Raw genomic sequence first — 22054 nt, forward strand, 5'->3', positions numbered from 1 at the left:
CACCGGGGGCCAGCGGCATTTGTGGAGTGTCGGTCAAAGGCGCGGGCCAGTCCGGCGGGTCCCGGCAGGCAAACCCGTCTCAGTTCCCCTTTGCTCGCGTGGGCCGCCCTACACTGTCCTGATGCTGCCCGCCCGCTCCCCCTACGCCCGCCTGGAACTGTTTTTGCGGGACATCCTGGGGGCGGGGGCCACGCTGCTGCACGAGGAAGAAGTGCGCGAGGCGCAGACGGTGAGTGCGGCGAGCCTCGGCTGGTCGCAGGCCGTGCAGCGCGGCTTCGGCTTTTCCGAAGTCTACGCCCACCAGGCCGACACCTACCGGCTGATGCACGCGGGCAAAAACGTCATCATCACCACGCCGACGGCGAGCGGCAAGACGGGCGCCTTTTTCCCCGCAGTGTTCGAGCGGCTGGAGCAAAAGCCCGAGGCCACCGCCCTGTTCGTCTATCCCCTCGTGGCGCTCGGGCAGGACCAGCGCGACAAACTGCGGGCCTTCCGGGAAAAGGGTGGCTTCGGCTGGGACATCGCCGCCTTTCATGGCTCGGCGCAACCGGGCGACGTATTTACCGGCAACGTGCGGATGGTGACCGCCACGCCCGACAAGCTCCACTGGGCGCTCGACAAGCCCGCCGTACGCGACTTTCTGCGGCGGCTGGAATTTATCGTGCTCGACGAGGCGCACACCTACCGGGGCGGCTTCGGCTCGGAGGTGGCGGGGATGCTGCGGCGCCTCCTTGACCTCGCGCGCGCACTAGGGGCGAACCCGCAGGTCGTGCTGTCCACCGCCACCATCGGCAACCCCGCCGAATTTGCCCGCGAACTCGTGGGGGTGGAGGCCGAGCAGGTCGGCGAGTCGGGCGCGGCGCGGCACGGCAAGCGCTATTACCTCGCCGACCACCGGGGGCAGCCCCGCCGCTTCTGGGACAGCGTGGTGAGCGCCAGCATTCATCACGACCTCAAGGTGCTCGCCTTTTTCCGGGGCCGCTCACGGGCGGCGCGGCTGTACTCCACCTACCGCTCGCAGTCGCGCTACGCCCCGCACGTTCACCTCTATATGGCCGGCACGAGTGACCGCGAGGGGCGCCTCAGCGAGTTTCGCCGAACGAAAAGTGGTGTGATGTTCGCCACCAACGCGCTCGAAGCCGGGGTGGACATCGGCGACCTCGAGGTGGTCATCATCGACGGCTACCCCGGCTCGCGCATGGCCTTCCGGCAGATGGCGGGGCGGGCGGGCCGCGTGGCGCCGGGGCTGGTGCTCTACCTCCCGGCGCTGAACGAACAGGGCGTGCCGCAGCCGGTAGACGCCTTTTATTCCAACCTCGGCAACTTCCGCGAACTGCTCACCGGGCCGCTGGAAAAGGCGGTGGTGGAGGCGGGCAACCCCTACCTGTCCCCCCGCCATCAAGCGCGGCGCAACGCCGAATTCCGTGCGGCGGGATTGCCCGCGCTGCCGCGGCCGGGGCCGAGCTACTGGAACCTGCGCGGCGAGGGGAGCGCGACCTTCGCCGTCATTGAGGAAAAAGACTGGCAGGAGCGCGGGCTGCGGGCCTTCGACGCGCCGCTCGAATCGCCGAGCCAGCACTACGCCCTGACCGAGAAGCACGAGGGTGCGGTGTTCACGCTTGACGGTCAGGGCTACAAGGTGCTGCGCTGGGAGGACACAGCGCGCGGGACGGCCATCATCGTGGAGAAGCATCTGGCGGCGGACCTTTTCACGCGGGGGCTGTATTCCACCCAGGTCCGCCCGGTGAAAATGGGCGAGTGGGTGCGGCGCGGGCCGCTCGCCTACCGGCACGGCGAAGTCGTGGTGCAGCGCATCTATACCGGCTACACGGTGATGCGGCAGGTCTTCGAGCGCGTCTGCACCGGCTGCGACCGCGACCCGGCCCCCTTAGAGCGGGTGTGCGCGAACTGCGGCGGGCGCATTCAGGACCGGATGCAGGACCAGAAACTCGCTGAGCAGCTCTACGACGACCCCATCGAGCTGCCGCCCTTTCGCACCTCGGCGCTGGAAGTCGGCATTGACCCGGCCCGCACCGAGCGGCCCACCGCCGTGGCGCACACGCTCAAGCACCTGCTGATGAAACTCATCCCCGAGCGGGTGGCCTGCGACGAGGGCGACCTCGCCGGGGCCTTTCGCGAGGGCCACGACGCTTATTTCTTCCTTTACGACGACTGGCGCGGCGGGCTGGGCGTCTCGCGCCGCGCCTTTGAGCAGATGGACGACCTGCTGCGGCGGGCGCACGTGCTGGCGACCAAAACGTGCTGCACGTCTCCGCACGGCTGCTTTGAGTGCATCGCGGTCAGCCGCTGTTTTTCACCCCTGCTCCCGAGCGGCGAGCGGCGCCCCACCGACAAGCAGGCGACGGCGCTGTTCTTGCAGGAGCTGCTCGGCCTGCAACCCGCCCCCGCCGAGGCCGAGGTCATCCCCGACGTGGCGCCCGCCCTGCCCGGCGACTGGCCGCAGCAAGCGCGCGAACTGCTGGACCTGCACGGCCTTTCACTTCCCGAGGTCAGCGCCCGCCTCGGCATTCCCAGCCGCGAGTTGCAGCGGGCGGTCAACACAACGGCGCCCCTGCGCCTCGCCCACGCCAAATTCGGCGAAGGCATCCTGACCCAGGGCTCGGGCAGCGGCGACGCCCGCGAGGTGCTGGTGTACTTTCCGGGCCACGGCTACAAGCGCCTGCTCGTCAAATACGCCGGGCTGAGCGTGGTGCAGGGGCAGGCGGCGGGACGACGGTAGAAATCTTGCGAGCATCCTTTATAAGGACGCTCCGTGGACGCCCCCTCACCCTTCCGCCGCGTTGCGGCTCCCTCCCTCTCCCGCCAGGGGCGAGGGACAACAGCGCAGTTTGACCCTCTACCAGGGGGAGAGGGCCTGCCGAAGGCAGGGGTGAGGGGTCATAACTCCCCTAAAACAGCTCGTCCAGCAACTGGTAATACGCCAGCTTCCCCTCATCCACCAGCTCGCGCCCGTAGAGGTCGAGCAGCATCCCCGCGTAGGTGGCCCCCAGATTGCGGCGGGTGCTGCGCCACGCCAGCGCGAGGTCCATGTGCCGGTCCGCGATGCCCGCGCGGCCCAGGTCAATCAGGCCCTCCACGTACTCGCCCTGCACGATGACATTGGGCAAGCAGGCGTCACCGTGCGTCACCACCAGGTCTTCCTCCGCCGGGCGGGTGCGGGCGAGCTGGTTGAAGACCTGCACGGCGCTCTGGCCCTGCCGCTCCTCGTCGAAGTCGCTCTCGTCCACCACGCCCGCCGCCACCCGCTCACGGGCGAGCTTGAGGCGCACGCCGAGACTCATGTTGAAGGGGCAGTCGCGCACCGGCAGGGCGTGCAGTTCGCGCAGGGCGCGGGCGAGCAGGTTCACCATCCGCTCGGGGTGCAGCGCGGCGTCGGGGTGGCTCATGGCAATGCCCGGCAGCCGCGTCATGGCGAGGTATTCCTGCTCGCCGTCGTCTTCGTAAGCGACCACCTGCGGCACCGGCAGCCGCCCGGCGAACCAGCGCAGCCGCTCACGCTCTTGCAGCAGGGTGGACGCGGGGTAGAGCGTGCGCGACTGCACCTTGACCACGAAGCGGGTGCTGCGCCACACCCCGGCCCCGCTTTCGCCCTCCGTGACCCGTTCCCAGCGGGCGGCGGGCAGGACGCGGCGCAGGGCGGGAGGTAGGGTCAGGGCGGGCAAAGAGGCGTCGGACATCACGCGGCAGGATAAAGCAGGGGCGGTACACTACCCAGAATGAAGGTTGGACTCCTGAACTCCCCCGCCGCGCCGCTCACGCCCTACTGGGCGGCGTACCTCAAGGAACTGGGCGTGCCGACCCAGACCCCGGCGCTGGGTGACGCCGAGGCGCTGGCGCTGGGGGCGCAGAGCCTGCCCGGCGAGTCGCCGGTGGTGCAACTCGCGCTGGGGCGGATTCTGGCGCTCGACCGGGTGGACGCCGCCCTGCTCCCCGAGTGGCCGGCGGTGGCGGGCGACGCCTGGGGCGAAGCGCTGAGCGAACTGCTGCCCCGCCGCATCAGCGGGCTGCCCATCCTGCTCCCGGTGCCCGAACGGACCGGCGAACTCGACGCGCTCGAAGCCCAGGCGGCGGCGCTCGGCCTGCGCCTCTCGCAGAATCCCGGCGGCGTGCGCCTCGCGCTGGAGCGGGTGCGCCTGCTCGCCCAACCCGCCCGCACCGACCTGCCGGCTCTGTCGCGGGCGTCGCGCACCACCGTCGCCGTCATCGGCCCGCGCCCACTGCTGCAAGAGCCAGTGCTGGCGGCGGGCCTGCGCCCGGCCCTCGAAGCGCTGGACTTCTACCCGGTGTTCAGCTACGAAGTGCCCCATGCCGACGCCCTGCGCCGCGCCGAGCGCATGGAGCAGGCACACAAAGTTCCCGCTGGCGAACGCGAACTGTTCGGCGCCGCCTCGCTGCTCGCCGGCAAGGGCGCGGTCACGGGGCTGGTCTTCGTGGCCCCGGCCCGCGACGGCGCGACCCAGGCGGCGCTCCAGCGCATCGCCGACAAACTGCACAAGCCCGCGCTGCACCTCACCCTCGACACGCCCGGCGCGGACGGGCCGCAGGCCGCCTGGCCCGAACTCGACGCTTTCGCCGAGCGTCTGGCCTCCGGGGGCCGCGTTCGCCCAGCGAACAGCCCGGCCAGTGATGGGGAGAGCGGCGCATGAATTTCTGGCGCTGGCTGACCACGCCGGACCCCCATCCCGGCTTCACCCGCCCCAAGCTGCTCAAGCTGGCGGTGCGGCTGTTTTTGTTCGTGCTGCTGGCGACCGTTCTGAGCAGCCTGCTCAACCTCACGCCGCTGCGGCCTTACCTCAACACCTTCTGGGGCAGCCTGCTTTTCGTGCTGCTGCTCTACATCCCGGCGGCGCGGTTTCTCAACATAGATACCTTCATGCCCCGGCGCTTTCAGACGCCTCCCCCCCAGCCCGGCGCCAGAGCGGGGCAACCCGCAACCAACACGCTGGACAAGCGGCGCGAGAAAAACCGTTATGCGGGCGTTCGCAAGTCGCCGCCGCGCATGGGCGGGCGCCGCTAAGACCACCTGCCCCGAGCGCCCGCAACATCTGGGCTAGGGGAAAACCTGAAGGTTCGGCCAGGGTCATAACCCTGTGAGAACAGCTTTGCTCTCGTGCGCGCATGAAATGGCACGGCGCCTCGCAGCGTAAAGGCACCTTCCGCCGTGTTGAGCCCGACGGCAAGGACGTCAAGCCCGTCACGACCTATACGCACACCTTCGTCCTCATCGAAGATGGCCGCGCCGACGAGCAAAAGCAGCCCTTCTACACGGCGGAGGCGGGCACCCCGGAGGAAGCCGAAGCCCGCGCCTACGCCGCCTACTGCCGCGCAAGCGATTGCCTGCACCAGATGACCAGCAAAGGCCCCACGCTTATCGAGTGCGTGCACTGCGGCTTGCAGCGCCGGGTGACCATGCCCAGCCTCCCTGCTCCAGCGCCCGCCCGCAAACCCGAGCGGCGGCTGTTCGGGCTCTTGCGAATCTGAAGGTCTTGGTGCCCGGCCTCTGCTGGGAGGCGGGACACTGGCACCGGCTTCCCCGATGTGTTATGTTATTTACGTAAGGAGGAGGCAGATGTTGCAGATTGAATTTATCACCGACCTGGGTGCGCGGGTCACGGTGAACGTGGAGCATGAAAGCCGGTTGCTGGACGTACAGCGCCACTATGGCCGCCTGGGCTGGACCAGCGGCGAGATTCCGTCCGGGGGCTACCAGTTTCCCATCGAGAACGAGGCCGACTTCGACTGGTCGCTGATCGGCGCCCGCAAGTGGAAGAGCCCCGAGGGCGAAGAACTCGTCATTCACCGGGGCCACGCCTACCGCCGCCGCGAACTCGAAGCCGTGGACAGCCGCAAGCTCAAGCTGCCTGCCGCCATCAAGTACAGCCGCGGCGCCAAGGTCAGCGACCCGCAGCACGTGCGCGAAAAGGCCGATGGCGACATCGAATACGTCAGCCTCGCCATCTTCCGCGGTGGCAAGCGGCAGGAGCGCTACGCGGTGCCCGGCGGCGCGGCGGGGAACGGTCAGGGTCGCCCGGCGCCCCAGGGACAGCCCGCCCAGGCCCGTCCCCAGGCCACTGCCGCTCGCCCCGCCGCTCGGCCCCCGGTGCAGCCCGGTCAGGAAGAAGAAACGCCGTTCTGAGCGGCGAAACGTGACGCAAAAAGCAGGCCGCCCCGGTGAAGGAAGGCGGCCTGCTTTCGTGTTGCGTATTTCTTAGAGCATTTGCCGTAAAAAAGACCCCTCACCCCTAGCTTCGCTAGGCCCTCTCCCCTCGGTAGAGGGTCAACAGAGGCAAGTTATTTTTCTGGCAAATGCTCTAGCTCAGGGGTTGGCGGGTGCCGACTCTGCTGGGGTTTGGTTGGCCGGCGCCGTTTCGGTGGGCTTGGTCTGTGCCGGGGCAGTGCTGCTTCCCGCCGCATCTGGGGTGGTCGTCGTTCCCGGCGCCGTCGTCTTGGGCGTTTCGGTTTTGGGAGCCGACGCCGCGACGGTTTGGCCTGGGCCTCGAGCACCTGGTCGAGGTTGTTCTTGGGGCTCAGGGCGCTGACCTGCTTGTCGAGGAAGGCTTGCCCGGCTTCGGCCTGCTTGCTGCTCAGCAGGCCCTGGCGGATTTCGTCGCCGACTTCGCTCAGCGGGCGGGTGGTCGGGCGCACGAGGTCGCGCACGTAGCCCACCGAGAAGCGGTCACCGACCGGCACCACCGGGGTCAAGCTGCCCGCGCCTACGCTGCGCAGGTTCTGGCCGAAGGCGGCGGCGGTCAGGGGAGACACCGCGCCGGTGGTCTGGTCGGCGGTGGGGCTCACCTGCCCGCGCTCGCTGACGGTGCCCCCGGCCTTGCTCGCGGCGGTCACGAAGTCACCCTGGCCGTTCCAGTCGGCGCGGAAGGCGGCGGCCTGGTTCTTGTCCTTGAAGCTCGCCTCGTCGAGGGTCGCGCTGGCGGGCACCTCGTACTGCTTGACGTTCTCGCGGTAGTACTTCTGCACGTCGGCGTCGCTGACCTTCACGTCGCGCGCCCCGTAGGCGGCGAGCTGCTGGGCGATTTCCTGGCGCGAGCCGCTGAGCGACAGCCCCAGCTTCTGGGCGATGTTGGGCGCGGCGTAGCCCTGAATGAGTTGCTGCACGACCTGCGGCTTGAAGGTCTTGTTGAGCAGCGTGGGCAGTTGCTCGGCGGGCAGCTGGCCGATCAACCCGGCAATCTGCTGGTTGTTCATGACCTGCGCGACCACGTCCGAGTAGGGGATGTTGTGGCCGGCGACGCTCGCCACGGTGGGGTTTTCGACCTTCCAGGTGGGGTCCACGTACTCGACCTGGGCGTTTTTCCGCAGGTCGTCGGACCATTTTTCGAGCGCGGCGTTCTGCTTTTGCTGACGCACGGCGCTGACGACATCGGTCTTGGCCTGCTCGAAGGTCTTGGGCTGGCCGGGCAAGAACTTCTCGACCTTGACGATGTAGAACTTGCCGCCCGATTCGATCACGTCGGTCAGGCCACCGTTTTTCAGTCGGAAGGCGGCTTCGCCCACGGCGGTCGGCAGCGCGGCTTGCAGCACCGGGCGCGGCTGGTTGCCGTCGAGCGGCGCAAGGGCGCCGCCCCGGTCCTTGTTCTCGGTGCTGTTGGCGCTCGCCAGCACGGCGAAGTCGGCCCCGCCACGCGCCTGGGCGAGCAGCGACTGTGCCTTGGCCTTGTCGGTCACCACGATCTGGCGCCCCACGATCTGCGGCTCGGCCTGATACTTGCTCTTGTTCAGGTCGTAATAGGCCTTGAGTTCGGCGTCGGTGGGGGCGGGCACGGCCTTGCGCAGCTCGTCGGTTTTGCGCTGGTAGGCAAGTTGCTGGCGCACCTGGGTGCGGAAGCTCGCGTCGGTCAGGCCGTTGCTTTGCAGGGCGTCGGTCCAGGCCTTGTTGTCGGTGAGCTTGTTGGACTCGCGGACCTTCTGCACCTCGGCGTTCACGTCGGCGCGGCTGACCTGCACGTCTTTCAGGCCGCTGAGCACGGCTCCCCGGTCAATGGCCTGCGACACCAGATACACCTTGGCGTCGTCGGCGAGCACGCTGCCGGGTTCGTCGGCGAGCAGTGGGCTGGCGCGCCGGGCGCTTTCGAGCTGCTCGGCGGTCACGGCGTCGCCATTGACCTTGATGACTGGGGTGCCTTCCTGACGGTTAAAGAGGCTGCCCACATTGGGCGTGAACTGGTAGGCCATGCCGGCCACCAGCAGCACCGAAAGCCCGATCAGCAGGCCATTGACGGCTGTTTTCTTGTTCACTGATTCTCCCTGTTTCGCTTGTCGTCTCGCCCGGTTGCGCGCCCCGCAGCCCGCAGGCCGCCCGGCTTGCACAACCTGGGCCGAAGTGCTAGCTTACCCCAGCTCTGCACTCGTAGCTCAGGTGGATAGAGCGTTGGCCTCCGGAGCCAAAGGCCACTGGTTCGAGTCCAGTCGAGTGCACCACCCACAGCATCACTGCAAGCGACGCCGCCTTCACGGGCGGCGCTTCGCATTCTGGGCCTCGGCTCCGCGACAAGCACGCGCCGGATTGTAGCACGCGCCCCTGAGACACATGAGGGCAGTTTTGCCGTGTGGGCGCCAGTTTTTCTGTCCTTCCTTTCGTGGCCCGGCCAGAGGACTACTATGCCCGCATGAAGCGAGTCCTTTCGGCCCTGGTGCTGGGCGCCGGCCTGCTCACGGCCTGCCGTTCTCCCTCAGCGGGCGCAGACGACCTGACCACCCGCGTGCTGTTTACCGCCAACGGTTCTTACGACGCCCAGGCCGACCAGCGCGGCAAGGTGCCGGGCACAGCGGGCCTGCGCCGGGTCGAGTGGCGCACCCGCCCCCCGCTCGGGGCCCAGGCGGTGACTGTCGAGTACGACGGCGAGCAGCGGCCCCAGGGCTGGCAGATGACGGTGCAGCAGCCGCCCTTCGCCCCCGCCGACCTCGCTGGACCGAACGGTCAGGCGGTTCAGACGAAGCAGGGCGCCGGCACGCTGGTTCGCAGTGGCCCCCTGGCGGGCGTGCTGCTGCTGCCGGGAAGCACGACCCCGCCTGCCCAACTGAGGCTGTTGACGCGGGGCTACGCCGTGCAGCATGAGCCGGAGCTGCTGCCGGCGTTCGGGCAATGAGCTGAGGTGTCGGTCTGAGGCGTACTGCGTCCGATTCCCTGAAATCTAGAAAAGAACTGGATTTCAGTCCATCTCCCGCAGCACGTTTCCATTGCTTCTCGCTCCGCTCGGGTTTCATCGCTCAGTGTGAGCGATTCAACCGCAATCCGCCGCGCTCTGGGTCGCCTGAATAGCCGTGAGGGCGATGGTGTACACGATGTCGTCCACCAGCGCCCCGCGCGAGAGGTCGTTGACCGGCTTGCGCAGGCCCTGAAGCATCGGCCCCACGGCGACCACGCCCGCGCTGCGCTGCACGGCCTTGTAGGTGGTGTTGCCGGTGTTGAGGTCGGGGAAGATGAAGACCGTGGCGCGCCCCGCCACCGGGCTGTCGGGGGCTTTGGAGCGGCCCACGCTCGGCACGCTGGCGGCGTCGTATTGCAGCGGGCCGTCCACCAGCAACTCGGGACGGCGCTCGCGGACCAGTTTGGTGGCTTCCTTGACCTTTTCCACGTCCTCGCCGCTGCCCGATTCGCCAGTGGAATAACTGAGCATCGCCACCCGCACCGGAATCCCGAAGGCGTGGGCGCTGTCTGCCGACTGAATGGCGATGTCGGCGAGTTCCTGCGCGTTGGGGTCGGGGTTGATGGCCGCGTCGCCGTAGACGAGCACCTGCTCGGGCATCAGCATGAAAAACACCGAGCTGACCAGTGAGCTGCCGGGCGCCGTCTTGATGAGTTGCAGCGCCGGGCGCACCGTGCTGGCGGTGGTGTGCACCGCGCCGGACACCAGTCCGTCCACCTCGCCGAGCGCCAGCATCATGGTGCCGAGCACCACGCTGTCTTCGAGTTGCGCCTCGGCCTGCGGCTCAGTCAGCCCCTTGCTCTTGCGGAGTTCCACCATCGGGGCGACGTACTTGCCGCGCACCGTTTCGGGGTCGATGATTTCCAGGCCCTCGGGCAGTTCGAGGCCCTGCCCCTGCGCCACCTGCCGCACTTTCTCGGGTGGGGCGAGCAGCACGCAGCGGGCAATCCCTTTTTCGGTGCAGCGGATGGCGGCCTTGACGGTGCGCGGCTCGTCGCCCTCGGGCAGCACGATGCGTTTATTCGCCGCCCGCGCGCGCTGAATGAGTTCGTAGCGAAAGGCGCTTGGGGGCAGCCGGCGCTCGCCTGCCACACCGGGAGCGCGCAGTCGGGCACCGAGCGGCACGGTGTCGAGGCGGTCGGCGATGTAGTCGAGCATCCGGTCCATGCGGCGCGGGTCATCGTGCGGCACACGGAAATCGAGGTGCACGAGGCGCGAGGCCGTCTCGAAGGAGTTGGTGGGCACCCGCAACACCGGCAGGCTGCTCGTCAGCGCCACCTCGCAGAGTTGCTGAATGGTGGCCTCGGGCGCGCTGCCGGAGGTGTACATCAGCCCGGCGAGCGGTGTGCCGCTGAGATGCGAGAGCGCCGCCGCCATAATCACGTCCTCGCGGTCGGCGGGGGTCACGATGAGCGCCCCGGAGGTAAAGAGGTTGGTCATCTGCGGCACACTGCGGGCAGTGACCACCGTGCTGCTCACGCGCCGGCTTTCGGCCTCGCCCGCGTTGATGATTTCGGCGTCCAGAGCGCGGGCCACGTCGAGCGTGCGCAGTTGTCGCAGCGCCGGGTCGAGCGACACCACGCCGAGCAGCGGCAGTTCGCCCGAAGCCAGCACCCGGCTGCGCGAGCGCAACTCGGCCATCAGCGAGCCGAAATCCAGCTCACGCGGCGCGAAGTTGAGCACGAAACCCGCCAGCCCCGAGCCGTCGCTGCGGCGGTAGCCCTGTGCGGCGATTTCCAGTTCATCGGCGAGTTCGGCGGGCGTGACCCCGGCGAGGCTGCTCACCAGCACGGTGTCGGCCTCCAGGTTGCGGGCGAGCCGGGCGTTGAGGGTGCCCGCGTACACGTTGCGCTCGTTGAGTGCCAGCCCCTCGGCAATCAGCACGTCGCTGCCCTCGCCCGCCGCCTCGCGCGCCAGGGCAATCACCTGCTCCATCAGGTCTTCCTCGCCACCCTGACTGAGCAGCTCCTCGGCGCGGGTCAGTGGAATCGGGTCGGGCGTGGTCAGGTGCGCCACCGCGCGGGCAAAGTGCACGCTGTCGTCGGTGCGCGGTTCATACGTCTGGGCAATCGGCTTGAGAAAGGCGACTTTCAGGCTCTGGCGCTCCAGGGCGCGGGCGAGGCCGAGCGCCGTGCTCGACAGCCCCACACCGTTGCGGGTGGGTGCGAGAAACAGGGTTTTCATGCGGGACTCCTTGGGAACGGGGGGAGACAGGGGCAGGAAAAAGGGGATGGGGCCTGCCAAAAGGCTACCCCACCCCCCGCGCTCCCCCGCGTCGTCAGTCCTGTTCAGCCCGCGCTGCGCCCTTCCCGCAGGGCCTGCGCTCCGCCCACCACGAAGGTGTTGAGGCTCTGAGACAGTTGCTCGGCGTCGAGGCTGGGGTCGGTGACGGCCCGGAAGGCGAGGCTGTCGAGCAGCGTGGTGAGCAGCAGCAGCAGCTCGGGGTCACGCCGGATGAGCAGTTCGGGCGACAGGGTCAGCCGCTCGCCGAGTTCGCTGAGGAATGCGTGGCGCCGGGCCTGAAAAGTGGGCGCCCCGCCGCTGTGCAGCAGCCGCAGCGTGTCGGCCTCGCCGAGGAGGAAGCGGAAGACCACCTCGATGACGTGGCTTTGCTGCTCGGTCAGACTCTCGGGCCGCAGCGAGGCGAGCAGCGGGTCGAGCCGTTGCAGCAGGCCGGCGAGCCGCTGTTGCAGAAGGGCGTCGAGAATCGCCTCGGTGGAGGGAAAATAGCTGTAGATGGTGGGGCGCGAGGTCTGGAGTTCGTGCGCCAGGTCGGCCACCGTCACGCTCTCGAACCCCCGCTCGACAAAGAGGCCGGCGGCCATGTCCAGGATTTGCTGGCGCCGTTCCTGAGCGCTCAGCCGGCGGGGTAAGACGGTCATGATATCAGTCTAACATTAAACATAACGGTGCGTCACTTGACGGTGCGTAGGGCGTGGGAGAATAATACGTTTCCTTATGGTGACGGTGCGTCACTCTTGCTTCTCCGTCACCTGCCAGCTTCGCCGTTTTGTTCCGGTCCGGGCGCCCGGCGCCCCGAGGAGACTGAATGTCTTTCATCCGTGATTTTCAAACCCTGACCCCCCCAGAGCGCAGCTTGTGGCGGCACCCGATGATGTGGCTGGCATCGGCAGCCATCGCCATCGTGCCCACGCTGTACTCGACCATTTATCTGGGCAGCACCATTGACCCCTACGGCAACCTCGACCAGCTCCCGGTGGGCATCGTCAACCTCGACCGGGGCACCACCGAGCGCGGCAAGGACTATGACCTCGGCAAGGAGACGGTCAAAAAGCTGTTCGACGACCCCAAATTCAACTACGTGCGCTACGCCAGCGAGGCCGAGGCCCAGGAAGCCGTGCGCCGGGGCGATATCTATTTCAATCTGACGATTCCGCGCGACTTCAGCCGCCGGGCTCTGAGCGGCGACAGCGCCCAGCACGGCCTGCTCAAGTTCTACGTGTCCGAAGGCAGCAGCTATTTCGCCACCCGCGTGGCGTCGAGCTTTGCCGATACCCTGTCGAGCGAACTGAACAAGTCGCTCGGCGAAAACCGCTGGGAAGTCGTGCAGGACTCGCTCGCCGACGTGCAAAAGGGCTTTGCCGATATCCGCACGGCGACCCGCAAACTGCGCGACGGAGCCACCGACCTGCAAGAAGGCACGGTCAAACTGCGTGACGGGGCCAGCGACCTCGCCGACGGGGCGAACCGCGCTGCCGACGGCAGCCGCAAACTCGCCGACGGAGCGGGCACCCTGTCGAGCGGCGTGGGCCGGTTGACCGACGGCACGGTGAAGCTCTCCGACGGCCTGCGCCAGCTCGAAGCCGCCGCGCCCGGCGAAACCCAGCTCGCGCCCCTGCGCAGCGGTGCGGGTCAGCTCCGCACGGGTTCTGAGAGCCTCGCCAGCGGCCTGGGCCAGCTCGCCGACGGCACCGACCAACTGGCCGCCGGCGCCAAGAAAGCCAACGGCGGCGCCCAGCAGGTCGCGGCGGGCAACAAACAACTCGCGGCCCAGCTCCCGCAGCTTCAGAGCGGCCTCACCCAGCTTTCGAGCGGGGCGGACAAGCTCGCAGCGGGGGCCAAGTCGGCGAACGGCGGCGCCCAGCAGGTGGCGGGCGGCAACAAGCAACTCGCCGAGCAGTTGCCCAAGCTGCAAGGCGGTCTGACGCAACTTTCGGAAGGGGCCGACAAGCTCGCGGCAGGGGCAAAGTCAGCCAACGGTGGTGCTCAACAGGTCGCAGGCGGCAACAAACAGCTCGCCGACCAGTTACCGCAGCTCCAGAGCGGTCTGACGCAACTTTCGGAAGGGGCCGACAAACTCGCAGCAGGGGCGAAGTCGGCGAACGGCGGCGCTCAGCAAGTGGCGGCGGGCAACAAGCAGCTCGCGGACCAGTTGCCCCAGCTTCAGAGCGGCTTAGGCCAGCTCTCTGAGGGCGCCGACCGCCTCGCCAGCGGCGCCAAAGATGCGAACGCAGGTGCCCAGCAGGTCGCAGCGGGGAACAAGCAGCTCGCCGCGCAGCTTCCCCAGTTGCAAAGCGGTCTGGGCCAGCTTTCCGAGGGCGCTGACCGTCTCGCCAGTGGCGCAAAGGGCGCCAACGCGGGTGCTCAGCAGGTGGCGGCAGGCAATAAGCAGCTCGCCACGCAGCTTCCTCAGTTGCAAAGCGGTCTAGGCCAGCTCTCCGAGGGCGCCGACCGGCTTGCCAGCGGCGCGAAGGACGCGAATGCGGGCGCTCAGCAAGTGGCGGCGGGCAACAAGCAACTCGCCACGCAGCTCCCGCAGCTTCAAAGCGGTCTAGGCCAGCTCTCAGAGGGTGCTGACCGTCTCGCCAGCGGCGCCAACGACGCCAACAGCGGCGCCAAGCAAATTGCGGCAGGGAACAAACAGCTCGCCGACCAGCTGCCCCAACTCCAGAGCGGTCTAGGCCAGCTCTCCGAAGGGGCCGACCGCCTCGCCAGCGGGGCCAACGATGCCAACGCCGGGGCCAAGCAAATCGCGGCGGGCAACCGGCAACTCGCCACTCAGCTCCCGCAACTGCAAAGCGGGTTGCAGCAGGCGAGCGCGGGGGCCGACCGGCTCAACACCGGGGCCGCCGAACTGGCGACCGGCACGCTGCAACTCAACGACGCGGTCAAGAACCAGGCGCTGCTCCCCGGTCAGCTCAAGCAGGGCGTGGCGAAGGTCAACAGCGGCGCCATGGAGGTTCACAGCGGCACCAACACGCTCAGCAACGCGCTGCCGCAACTCGAAGCGGGCGCAGGCCGGGCGGTCACGGGCGCCTCGCAGCTCGCGGAGGGGGCCGACAAACTGGCCGCCGGCACCGCGCAACTCTCCGAGGGCGCAACCACCCTGTCGAGCAAGCTCAAGGAAGCCGGTCAGGGCAGCACTGCCGCCGTGCAGGGCGTGCAGCAGCTCAGCGAAGGCGCCACCCGCCTCGCCGCCGGGACCGCACAGCTCTCCGAAGGGGCGGTCACCCTGTCCAGCAAGTTGAAAGAAGCGCAGCAGGGCACGACGGCAGCAGTGCAGGGTGCGCAGCAGTTGGGTGAAGGCGCTGACAAACTGGCTGCCGGAACCGCGCAGCTCTCCGAAGGCGCGAATACCCTATCGAGCAAACTCAAGGAAGCGCAGCAAGGGACGACGGCAGCGGTACAAGGCGCGCAGCAGTTGGGTGAAGGCGCTGACAAACTGGCCGCCGGAACCGCGCAGCTCTCCGAAGGGGCAACCACCCTCTCCAGCAAGCTGAAGGAAGCCCAGCAAGGGACGACAGCGGCGGTGCAGGGCGCGCAGCAGTTGGGTGAAGGCGCTGACAAGCTGGCCGCCGGGACTGCGCAGCTCTCCGAAGGGGCAACCACCCTCTCCACCAAGCTCAAGGAAGCCGGCCAGGGCAGCGCCGCCGCCGTGCAGGGCGTGCAGAAGCTCGCGGCGGGGTCAGCGCAGCTGGCGTCGGGCACCGCGCAGCTCGAAAGTGGCTCAGCCACGCTGTCGGCAGGGCTGAAGACGGCGCAGCAAGGCAGCACGGCAGCGTCCCAGGGCGCCCAGAAACTCGCGGCGGGGTCGGCGCAACTGGCGTCGGGCACGGCACAGCTCGAAAGTGGCTCGGCCACGCTGTCGGCGGGCTTAAAGACGGCGCAACAGGGCAGCACGGCAGCGTCTCAGGGTGCCCAGAAGCTCGCGGCGGGGTCGGCACAACTGGCGTCGGGTACGGCGCAGCTTGAAAGCGGTTCGGCCACGCTGTCGGCGGGATTGAAGACGGCACAGCAGGGCAGCACGGCAGCGTCCCAGGGCGCTCAGAAACTCGCCTCCGGGGCGGAGCAGGTGGCTGGTGGCACCGCACAACTCGAAAGCGGTTCGGCCACCCTCGCCAGCAAGACGCGGGAAGCCGCGCAGGGCGCACAGACCCTCAGCAAAGGCGCCGGGTCGCTGCAAGGCGGCGTGAATCAGCTTGTGGAAGGCAACCTCAAAATCAAGTCGGCGCTGGGGCAAATCACCGAGAAACTGCCCGCCCAGAGCGACCTCGACCAGCTGTCGAGCGGGGCCTCGACCCTTGCCGAGAAGTCGGGCGAGTTGGCCAACGGCCTGGGCGACCTCAAAGACGGCAGCCGCAAACTCGCCGACGGCACCGCCGACGTGGACGATGGCGCGGTCAAGCTGCGCAACGGCCTGCGCGAGCTTTACAGCAAGTTGCCGAAAAGCACCGAGGAGCTCGGCGGCGACCCCGAGGGCCTGAGCGCCAGCGTAAAGCCGGTGACCCGGAAGTTCGCGCCGGTCAAGAACAACGGGGCCGCCTTCGCGCCGTACTTCATGGCGCTGAGCCTCTGGGTGGGCGCCACGCTCAGTACTTTCATCTTCCCCTACCAGCAGCTCGCCCGCAGCGCCCACCGCACCTCGCAGCTCGCGCGTGTGGCGCGCAAGGGGCTGCAACCCGCCGTGCTGGTCATCGTTCAGGCGCTGCTGGTGGTCTGGGGCGTGCACCTGCTCGGGGTGGATTACCTCAATCCCTTGCAGGTCACGGCGACGGCGGTCACGTCCAGCATGGTTTTCCTGACCCTGGTCATGGGCCTGATTTTCCTGTTCGGCGCCGCCGGGCGACTGTTCGCGCTGATTTTGCTGGTGCTGCAACTCGCCGCGTCGGGCGGCAGCTACCCGGTGGAACTCTCGCCCGCTTTCTTCCAGCATATCCACCGCTGGATTCCGGTGACCCAAAGCGTGAACGCCTTCCGGCACTCCATTTCCGGCGCCTACGAAGGCCAGTACCTCAACTTTATGCTGGTGCTGCTCAGCATCGGCGTGGGCGGCGTCATCCTGACCCTGCTGGGCCGCCGCCGCTGGGACTTCGTGCGCGACCGCGACTTCAAGCCGCTGATCAACCTGCCGCTCTCCTACCACGACCTGCCCCCGGAAGACGAGGAAGAAACGCCTCCTCCGCCCGCGGCGCCGCGTTCGCCTTCGGTCTGAGTTTTTCTTTCCTAAGCCCCGCCCTGCTCCTTCCGGGTGGGGCTTTTCTATCCTCGCCGCCCTATCTTTCCCCCATGACCGCCCCCACCTTTCCCATGCACGTGTCTGTTGCGCAGGCGCGGGAGCTGTTCGCCGCGCTGCTGCCCGCGCCGCCCGTCGTGACGCTGCCTTTGCGGAAGGCCCTCGGCTGCACGCTCGGCGCTGACCTCACGGCGCTCGTCAGTCATCCCTCGGCCACCGAGAGTGCCCTGGACGGCATCGCCTGCCGGGAGGCCGACACGCTGACCGCCTCAGCGGGGGCGCCGGTGGCCCTGCGCGTGGTAGGCGAAAGCCGGGCAGGTGAGCCGTTCGCGGGCGAGGTGGGGCCGGGTGAGTGCGTCCGCATCTACACGGGCGCTCCGCTCCCGCCCGGCACCGACGCGATTTGCCCGGTGGAGCAGTTGCGTGAAGGAGAAGGCACAAGCGCAGTGGAGAGGGGCACAGTAGAGCTGCTGCGCCCCGCCCGCCCCGGCGACGTGCGACCCGAGGGGGGCGACTTCCATGCGGGCGAGACCGTCATGTCCGCCGGACTCCGCCTGACCCCGGCGCGGCTGGCGCTGGCGGCGGCGCTCGGGCACGCGCAGGTGCCGGTGCGGCGCTGGCGGGTGGCACTGCTCTCCACCGGCGACGAGGTGGTCGCGCCGGGGCAGCCGCTGGCGCCGGGGCAGGTTTATGATTCCAACCGCGTGGGCCTCGCCGCGCTGCTCACCGAGGCGGGCTACGAGGTGCTCGACCTCGGGCACGCGCCCGACTCGCCCGCCGCCCTGCGGGAACGCCTGGGCGCGGCGGGCGGCGCCGACTTGCTGCTCACCAGCGGCGGCGTCAGCATGGGCCGCTACGACTTCATGCGCGACCTGCTGCTCGGCGAGGGCGAGATCACCTTCTGGAAGGTGAAGATGCGGCCCGGTGGCCCCGCGCTCTGCGGGCGCTGGGGGGGGCTGCCGGTGTTCGGTCTGCCGGGCAATCCGGTGAGCAGCCTGGTCGTGTTTCAGGTCATCGTGCGCCCGGTGCTGACCGGCGAACCGCTCCCGACCCGGCAGGTGACGGCGGCCACTCCTTTTGCCTCACTGGCTGACAAGACGGCGTTCTGGCGCGGCGTGCTCTCGGGCGACGAGGTGCGCGACTACCCCCGCCAGGGCAGCGGCGTCCTGCGCTCGCTGAGTGACGCCGACGCCCTGGTCGTCGTGCCCGAGGGGCAGAACATCGCGGCGGGCGAGCGGGTGGAGGTGGTGCTGCTGTAGGCCCGCCGTCCCGCGTTACCCCTGCCGTGCCCAGGCCGCCGCTGCCTGCACCTGTTCCGGCGTGGGCCGCACGCCCGTGTAGAGCACGAACTGTTCGAGGGCCTGAAGTGCCGCGACTTCTTCCCCGGTCACGACGGGCTTGCCCTGCCGCCGCGCCTCGGCAATCAGCGGCGTTTCGGCGGGCAGCGCCACCACGTCGAACACGGCGCGGGCCTGGGCAATCAGCTCCGGCGCAAAGCTGAGATCGTGTTCCTCCGGCCCCCCCGCCATGCCGATGGGCGTGACGTTGACCAGCAGGTCGGCAGCTTCCGGCTCGGGCGTCCAGCGCCAGCCCAGCCGCCCGGCCAGTTCGCGCCCCGCCGCCTCGTTGCGGGCGACCAGCACGCCGTTTTCAAAGCCCGCGTCCCGCAGCGCCGACGCCACCGCCTTGCCCATGCCGCCGCTGCCGCGCACGCCGACACGCCAGGACGGGTCGAGTTCTTTTTCCCGAATCAGCAGGCGAACGGCTTCGTAATCGGTGTTATAAGCCCGCAGCACGCCGTCATCGTTGACGATCGTGTTCACCGACTCGATGGCCGCCGCCGACGGCATCAGTTCGTCGAGCAGCGGAATCACCGCTTCCTTGAACGGCATGCTCACCGCGCACCCACGAATCCCCAGCGCCCGGATGCCGCCGATGGCAGCAGGTAAATCCTGCGTGGTGAACGCCTTGTACATGTAGTTCAGGCCCAGCAACTCATACAGATAATTGTGAAAACGGGTGCCGAAGTTGCCGGGCCCGGCGGCGAGACTCATGCAAAGCCGGGTGTCACGGTCAAACCGGGGAGCGGGAAGCATGGGTCAGGATAGGCCGAGCATCAGCTCCAGATTCTGCACCGCTGCGCCACTCGCCCCTTTGCCGAGGTTGTCGAGCCGCGCGGCGAGCAGGGCGCGTTCGCCGTCCGCCGCCGGGTATACGAACAGTTCGAGGTTGTTGGTGCCGTTCAGCGTCTGCGGGTCGAGAATCTCGGGGTTGTCGGCCAGCTCGAAGACCTTCACGTACTGTTGCCCGGCGTAGTGCTCCTTCAGCGCGGCGTGCAGCGCCTCGGCACTCACTCCCAGCTCGGCCAGATGCAGGGGAACCGTCACGGTCATCCCCTGCGCCCAGCCGCCCACGTTCGGCGTGAACACGGGCTTGCGGGTCAGGCCGCCGTACACCATCGTCTCGGGCAGGTGCTTGTGCTCCAGCGTGAGACCGTAACTGATAAACGCGCCCTTGGATGGGTGCGCGCTGCCCTGCTCGTGGGCGTCTACCAGCGCGCGCCCGCCGCCGGTGTAGCCGCTGTAGCCCTGAATATGCACCGGAAAGTCGGCGGGCAGCAGCCCGCGCCCAGTCAGCGGGGCCAGCAGCGCAATCGCGCCGGTGCTGTAGCAGCCGGGGTTGGCCACGTACCGCGCCTGCCGGATTTTCTCCGGCTGCTCTGCGCTCAGTTCGGGAAAGCCAAAGACCCAGTCGGGGTGAATGCGGTGAGCGGTGCTGGCGTCCAGCAGCCGCGAAGCTGGGTTGGTCGTGAGGCTTACCGCTTCCCGCGCCGCGTCATCGTGCAGGCACAGGATGGAGACGTCGGCGGCGTTGAGCAGTTCGGCCCGCGCCGCGCTGTCTTTGCGCCGCACTGGGTCGATGCTCAGCAGTTCGAGGTCGCTCCGCCCGGCGAGGCGCTCTCTGATTTGCAGGCCGGTGGTTCCGGCTTCACCGTCAATGAAAATCTTGGGCTTGTTCATTCTTCCTCCCTGTAGCAGCGCCGCACCAGCTCGGCTAAGTCCCCTTTCGCCGCTTCACCCGCCGCGATACGGGCCAGCAAATGCTCCGGCGTCAGCCACTCGCCGCCGCTGATGTCGTTGGGGTTAAATATGGGCGTGGCGTCGCTGCGGAGTTCGTAGACGCACATGAACGAACTGAGCGTCGTCTGAAACGGTGAAAACGAGGCCAGCGGGCGCCAGGACAGCGCGTCAATCTCCACGTTGAGTTCCTCGCGGGCCTCGCGGCGAAACGCTTCCTCGTAAGTTTCGCCGCTCTGCACTGCCCCGCCCACGCTCACGTCCAGCGCATTCGGAAAGAGGCTCTTGCTGGGGCTGCGGCGTGGAATCCACAGCTGGCCCTGGCTGTTGCGGAGAAAGGCGTTGACCACCCGCACCCGCTCCCAGCGCAGTGCCGGGTCGGTGCGGAGAATCTGCCCGACCACTTCGTCGCGCTCGTTCACGAGGTCCAAGCGTTCGTCGCTCACGCCCCCCATTCTCCCATTACCAGCGCGGCTTCATGTCGCCCAGCACGTGGTAGAGCAGCGCCTTTTGCGCGTGCAGGCGGTTCTCGGCCTGGTCGAAGACGCGGCTCTTGGGGTGCTCGGTGGCTTCCGGCACGGTTTCTTCACCGTAGTGCGCGGGCAGACAATGCAGAAAAATACCGTCGGGCGAGATGGTCTCCAGCATCTCCGGCGTGACCTGATAGCCCCTAAAAGCCCGGCGGCGGATGTCGGCTTCGGCCTCCTGGCCCATCGAAATCCACACGTCGGTGTACAGCACGTCGGCACCCTGAATGGCGTCCAGGTCGTTGGTCAGGTGCACCTCCACGCCCGCCTTCACCGCGTCCATCAGCACGCCCGCGTTGGGTTCGTAGCCTACCGGGGTCACCACCGTCACGTCGGTGCCGGTCAGGATGCCCATGTGAATGTGGCTGTTGGCGAGGTTGTTGCCGTCGCCGATGTACACCACCCGCTTGCCGCGCAGGTCCTGCCCGAACTCTTCCTCGATGGTCTGATAGTCGGCGAGCAGTTGCGCCGGGTGCAGCATGTCGCTCAGGCCGTTGATGACCGGAATGCGGGCATGCTGCGCGAGTTCCACCAGGGTCTGTTGCAGGTACACGCGGCCCATCACGCCGTCCACCCAGCGCTCCAGGTTGCGCGCCACGTCGCTCACGCGCTCGCGGGTGCCCAGGCCGATTTCGGTGTTGGAAAGGGTAATGGCGTGCCCGCCGAGCTGGTACATCCCCACATCGAAGGTGGTGCGGGTGCGTAAGGAGGCCTTCTCGAAGACCAGCGCCAACGACAGCCCCGAGAGCGGCTTGACCGCGCGCCACTCGCCCGCCTTCATGGAGTGCGCGGTGTCCATGACTGCCCGCAACTCGGCGGACGTCATGTCGAGGTTGCTCAGAAAGTCGCGGCCCGCCAGCACCGGGCGCGGCAGGGTGTCCGGCGTGTGAAGCCGGGCCTGCGCGGGGGTGGGCACGGACGGAGCAGACTTCTTACTGGAACGGGCGGCCTTCGTCATAGGGAAAAAGTATACGCCGCCCCTGTCCAAAGTGGTCATGTGGGCGGCGTCCCCAACTCAAAGTTATGCGGTTTGCTGTATAGAAATACAGCCCGGTTTGCTCAGCTCTGAGCCCCGCGCAGCGATTCCGGCACTTCGTAGAACGTCTCGGAGGTGACGCGCTCAGGGAACTTGCGGATGAAATCCACCGTCGAAAGGGCCTGCGAGCGGTGACAGGCGATGGCCTGCAATTTGCGCGTCACCAGGGCGCTCACGTCGCGCTTGACGGTCGGCGGCAGCCACGCGGCCCGCAGTTCCTCGTTCTCAGGTGGCGTCTCGCTCGCGTAGTACCACAGCACCGGGCGGCTCCCGGCGGGCAGACGGTCCCAGGCGGCTTTCACGGCGCGGTGGGTGGTCATATGGTCGGGGTGGCCGTTGCTGCCGTTGGGCGGAAAGGTCAGCACCGTCTCAGGCCGCAGCCGCTCCATCGCTTCACGGGCCGTTTCGACGAGTTCCTCGAACGGGTAGTCCTTCAGGTATTTGTCGGGAAACTGGTGTTGCTCGTGCAGGCTGCCGGGCGTGGTCGTCAAGCCGATGACTTCCAGGCACGCCGCCAGTTCTACGGCCCGCATCCGCGCCAGTTCTTCAGGGCCATCGCACAGGCCCAGGGTGCGTCCCGCTTCGCCCCGCGTCAGCGTGACCAGTCCGCACGACTCACCCGCCGCCAGATATTCCATCAGTGTGCCGGACGCGCCGTACACCTCGTCGTCGGGGTGTGGAACAATCAGCAGCAGTTTCAGGCCCTTGCCTGTTTCGCTTGTCATGGTGGGCAGCATAGGCCAGCCGCGCCGTCA

17 protein-coding genes and 1 tRNA gene are annotated in these 22054 nt (G+C 68.1%); 9 read left to right on the plus strand and 9 right to left on the minus strand.

Annotated elements, in window-relative coordinates; translation table 11 throughout:
* The first annotated feature begins 121 nt into the window (after positions 1 to 121).
* Positions 122 to 2740, plus strand: a complete 2619-nt coding sequence (locus tag DR_RS00345; RefSeq protein WP_010886713.1) for a DEAD/DEAH box helicase — start codon at positions 122 to 124, stop codon at positions 2738 to 2740.
* Positions 2741 to 2909: 169 nt separating this feature from the next.
* On the opposite strand, the gene DR_RS00350 is transcribed toward DR_RS00345, so the two are convergent.
* Complete coding sequence (locus DR_RS00350) at positions 2910 to 3698, minus strand: APH(3') family aminoglycoside O-phosphotransferase (protein ID WP_027480238.1); 789 nt, start codon at positions 3696 to 3698, stop codon at positions 2910 to 2912.
* Between the two features lie 39 nt (positions 3699 to 3737).
* Between DR_RS00350 and DR_RS00355 the strand changes: the two genes are divergently transcribed.
* From DR_RS00355 to ddrB, 4 genes are all read left to right on the plus strand, one after another.
* Positions 3738 to 4667, plus strand: coding sequence for a hypothetical protein (locus tag DR_RS00355; protein WP_010886715.1), 930 nt, complete (start codon positions 3738 to 3740; stop codon positions 4665 to 4667).
* Positions 4664 to 5038, plus strand: a complete 375-nt coding sequence (locus DR_RS00360) for a hypothetical protein (protein WP_010886716.1) — start codon at positions 4664 to 4666, stop codon at positions 5036 to 5038. The genes DR_RS00355 and DR_RS00360 overlap by 4 nt, the downstream gene beginning before the upstream one ends.
* A gap of 101 nt (positions 5039 to 5139) precedes the next feature.
* Positions 5140 to 5502, plus strand: a complete 363-nt coding sequence (locus tag DR_RS00365; RefSeq protein ID WP_010886717.1) for a hypothetical protein — start codon at positions 5140 to 5142, stop codon at positions 5500 to 5502.
* Between the two features lie 88 nt (positions 5503 to 5590).
* Positions 5591 to 6157 carry a single-stranded DNA-binding protein DdrB gene (gene ddrB, locus DR_RS00370; protein WP_027480237.1) on the plus strand — a complete coding sequence of 189 codons (567 nt, stop codon included), beginning with the start codon at positions 5591 to 5593 and terminating at the stop codon, positions 6155 to 6157.
* Between the two features lie 155 nt (positions 6158 to 6312).
* On the opposite strand, the gene DR_RS00375 is transcribed toward ddrB, so the two are convergent.
* Positions 6313 to 8274, minus strand: coding sequence for a peptidylprolyl isomerase (locus DR_RS00375; RefSeq protein ID WP_234944657.1), 1962 nt, complete (start codon positions 8272 to 8274; stop codon positions 6313 to 6315).
* Positions 8275 to 8380: 106 nt separating this feature from the next.
* On the opposite strand from DR_RS00375, the gene DR_RS00380 reads away from it, so the two are divergent.
* A tRNA-Arg gene (locus DR_RS00380) sits at positions 8381 to 8457 on the plus strand.
* 188 nt (positions 8458 to 8645) lie between these two features.
* Entirely contained in the window at positions 8646 to 9125 is a 480-nt protein-coding gene (locus DR_RS00385) for a hypothetical protein (RefSeq protein WP_027480236.1), read from the plus strand.
* A 135-nt stretch (positions 9126 to 9260) separates the two neighbouring features.
* Here the strand turns inward: DR_RS00385 and pta are convergent, their stop codons facing one another.
* Together pta and DR_RS00395 are read right to left on the minus strand one after the other, a co-directional pair.
* Positions 9261 to 11369, minus strand: coding sequence for a phosphate acetyltransferase (pta, locus tag DR_RS00390; RefSeq protein WP_027480235.1), 2109 nt, complete (start codon positions 11367 to 11369; stop codon positions 9261 to 9263).
* Between the two features lie 104 nt (positions 11370 to 11473).
* Positions 11474 to 12067, minus strand: a complete 594-nt coding sequence (locus DR_RS00395; protein ID WP_010886722.1) for a TetR/AcrR family transcriptional regulator — start codon at positions 12065 to 12067, stop codon at positions 11474 to 11476.
* A 167-nt stretch (positions 12068 to 12234) separates the two neighbouring features.
* Between DR_RS00395 and DR_RS00400 the strand changes: the two genes are divergently transcribed.
* Together DR_RS00400 and glp are read left to right on the plus strand one after the other, a co-directional pair.
* Positions 12235 to 16638, plus strand: coding sequence for a YhgE/Pip domain-containing protein (locus DR_RS00400; RefSeq protein WP_010886723.1), 4404 nt, complete (start codon positions 12235 to 12237; stop codon positions 16636 to 16638).
* A 74-nt stretch (positions 16639 to 16712) separates the two neighbouring features.
* Positions 16713 to 17918: a molybdopterin molybdotransferase MoeA gene (gene glp / locus DR_RS00405; RefSeq protein WP_010886724.1), complete on the plus strand. Its 1206-nt coding sequence runs from the start codon at positions 16713 to 16715 to the stop codon at positions 17916 to 17918.
* Positions 17919 to 17933: 15 nt separating this feature from the next.
* On the opposite strand, the gene DR_RS00410 is transcribed toward glp, so the two are convergent.
* The 5 genes from DR_RS00410 to DR_RS00430 form a co-directional block, all read right to left on the minus strand.
* Entirely contained in the window at positions 17934 to 18755 is an 822-nt protein-coding gene (locus tag DR_RS00410) for a shikimate 5-dehydrogenase (protein WP_010886725.1), read from the minus strand.
* Positions 18756 to 18758: 3 nt separating this feature from the next.
* Entirely contained in the window at positions 18759 to 19679 is a 921-nt protein-coding gene (argC, locus tag DR_RS00415) for an N-acetyl-gamma-glutamyl-phosphate reductase (RefSeq protein WP_010886726.1), read from the minus strand.
* Entirely contained in the window at positions 19676 to 20191 is a 516-nt protein-coding gene (locus DR_RS00420) for an NUDIX hydrolase (RefSeq protein ID WP_010886727.1), read from the minus strand. Before DR_RS00420 ends, argC begins: the two co-directional genes overlap by 4 nt.
* Before the next feature lie 7 nt (positions 20192 to 20198).
* Positions 20199 to 21221 (minus strand): ornithine carbamoyltransferase, encoded by a 1023-nt coding sequence (gene argF / locus DR_RS00425; protein WP_162177765.1) that lies wholly within the window; start codon positions 21219 to 21221, stop codon positions 20199 to 20201.
* Between the two features lie 101 nt (positions 21222 to 21322).
* The gene (locus DR_RS00430; RefSeq protein WP_010886729.1) at positions 21323 to 22036 is read right to left on the minus strand and encodes a PIG-L deacetylase family protein; all 714 of its coding nucleotides are present in this window, start codon (positions 22034 to 22036) and stop codon (positions 21323 to 21325) included.
* Positions 22037 to 22054 lie beyond the last annotated feature (18 nt).

Source organism: Deinococcus radiodurans R1 = ATCC 13939 = DSM 20539 (genome assembly GCF_000008565.1).
Taxonomy (GTDB): domain Bacteria; phylum Deinococcota; class Deinococci; order Deinococcales; family Deinococcaceae; genus Deinococcus; species Deinococcus radiodurans.

Bases quoted from the DNA above. Each gene is read 5' to 3' on its own strand.
- DR_RS00345 (WP_010886713.1), top strand. From the start codon at position 122: ATGCTGCCCGCCCGCTCCCCCTACGCCCGCCTGGAACTGTTTTTGCGG.
- DR_RS00350 (WP_027480238.1), bottom strand. From the start codon at position 3,698: ATGTCCGACGCCTCTTTGCCCGCCCTGACCCTACCTCCCGCCCTGCGC.
- DR_RS00355 (WP_010886715.1), top strand. From the start codon at position 3,738: ATGAAGGTTGGACTCCTGAACTCCCCCGCCGCGCCGCTCACGCCCTAC.
- DR_RS00360 (WP_010886716.1), top strand. From the start codon at position 4,664: ATGAATTTCTGGCGCTGGCTGACCACGCCGGACCCCCATCCCGGCTTC.
- DR_RS00365 (WP_010886717.1), top strand. From the start codon at position 5,140: ATGAAATGGCACGGCGCCTCGCAGCGTAAAGGCACCTTCCGCCGTGTT.
- ddrB (WP_027480237.1), top strand. From the start codon at position 5,591: ATGTTGCAGATTGAATTTATCACCGACCTGGGTGCGCGGGTCACGGTG.
- DR_RS00385 (WP_027480236.1), top strand. From the start codon at position 8,646: ATGAAGCGAGTCCTTTCGGCCCTGGTGCTGGGCGCCGGCCTGCTCACG.
- pta (WP_027480235.1), bottom strand. From the start codon at position 11,369: ATGAAAACCCTGTTTCTCGCACCCACCCGCAACGGTGTGGGGCTGTCG.
- DR_RS00395 (WP_010886722.1), bottom strand. From the start codon at position 12,067: ATGACCGTCTTACCCCGCCGGCTGAGCGCTCAGGAACGGCGCCAGCAA.
- DR_RS00400 (WP_010886723.1), top strand. From the start codon at position 12,235: ATGTCTTTCATCCGTGATTTTCAAACCCTGACCCCCCCAGAGCGCAGC.
- glp (WP_010886724.1), top strand. From the start codon at position 16,713: ATGACCGCCCCCACCTTTCCCATGCACGTGTCTGTTGCGCAGGCGCGG.
- DR_RS00410 (WP_010886725.1), bottom strand. From the start codon at position 18,755: ATGCTTCCCGCTCCCCGGTTTGACCGTGACACCCGGCTTTGCATGAGT.
- argC (WP_010886726.1), bottom strand. From the start codon at position 19,679: ATGAACAAGCCCAAGATTTTCATTGACGGTGAAGCCGGAACCACCGGC.
- DR_RS00420 (WP_010886727.1), bottom strand. From the start codon at position 20,191: ATGGGGGGCGTGAGCGACGAACGCTTGGACCTCGTGAACGAGCGCGAC.
- argF (WP_162177765.1), bottom strand. From the start codon at position 21,221: ATGACGAAGGCCGCCCGTTCCAGTAAGAAGTCTGCTCCGTCCGTGCCC.
- DR_RS00430 (WP_010886729.1), bottom strand. From the start codon at position 22,036: ATGCTGCCCACCATGACAAGCGAAACAGGCAAGGGCCTGAAACTGCTG.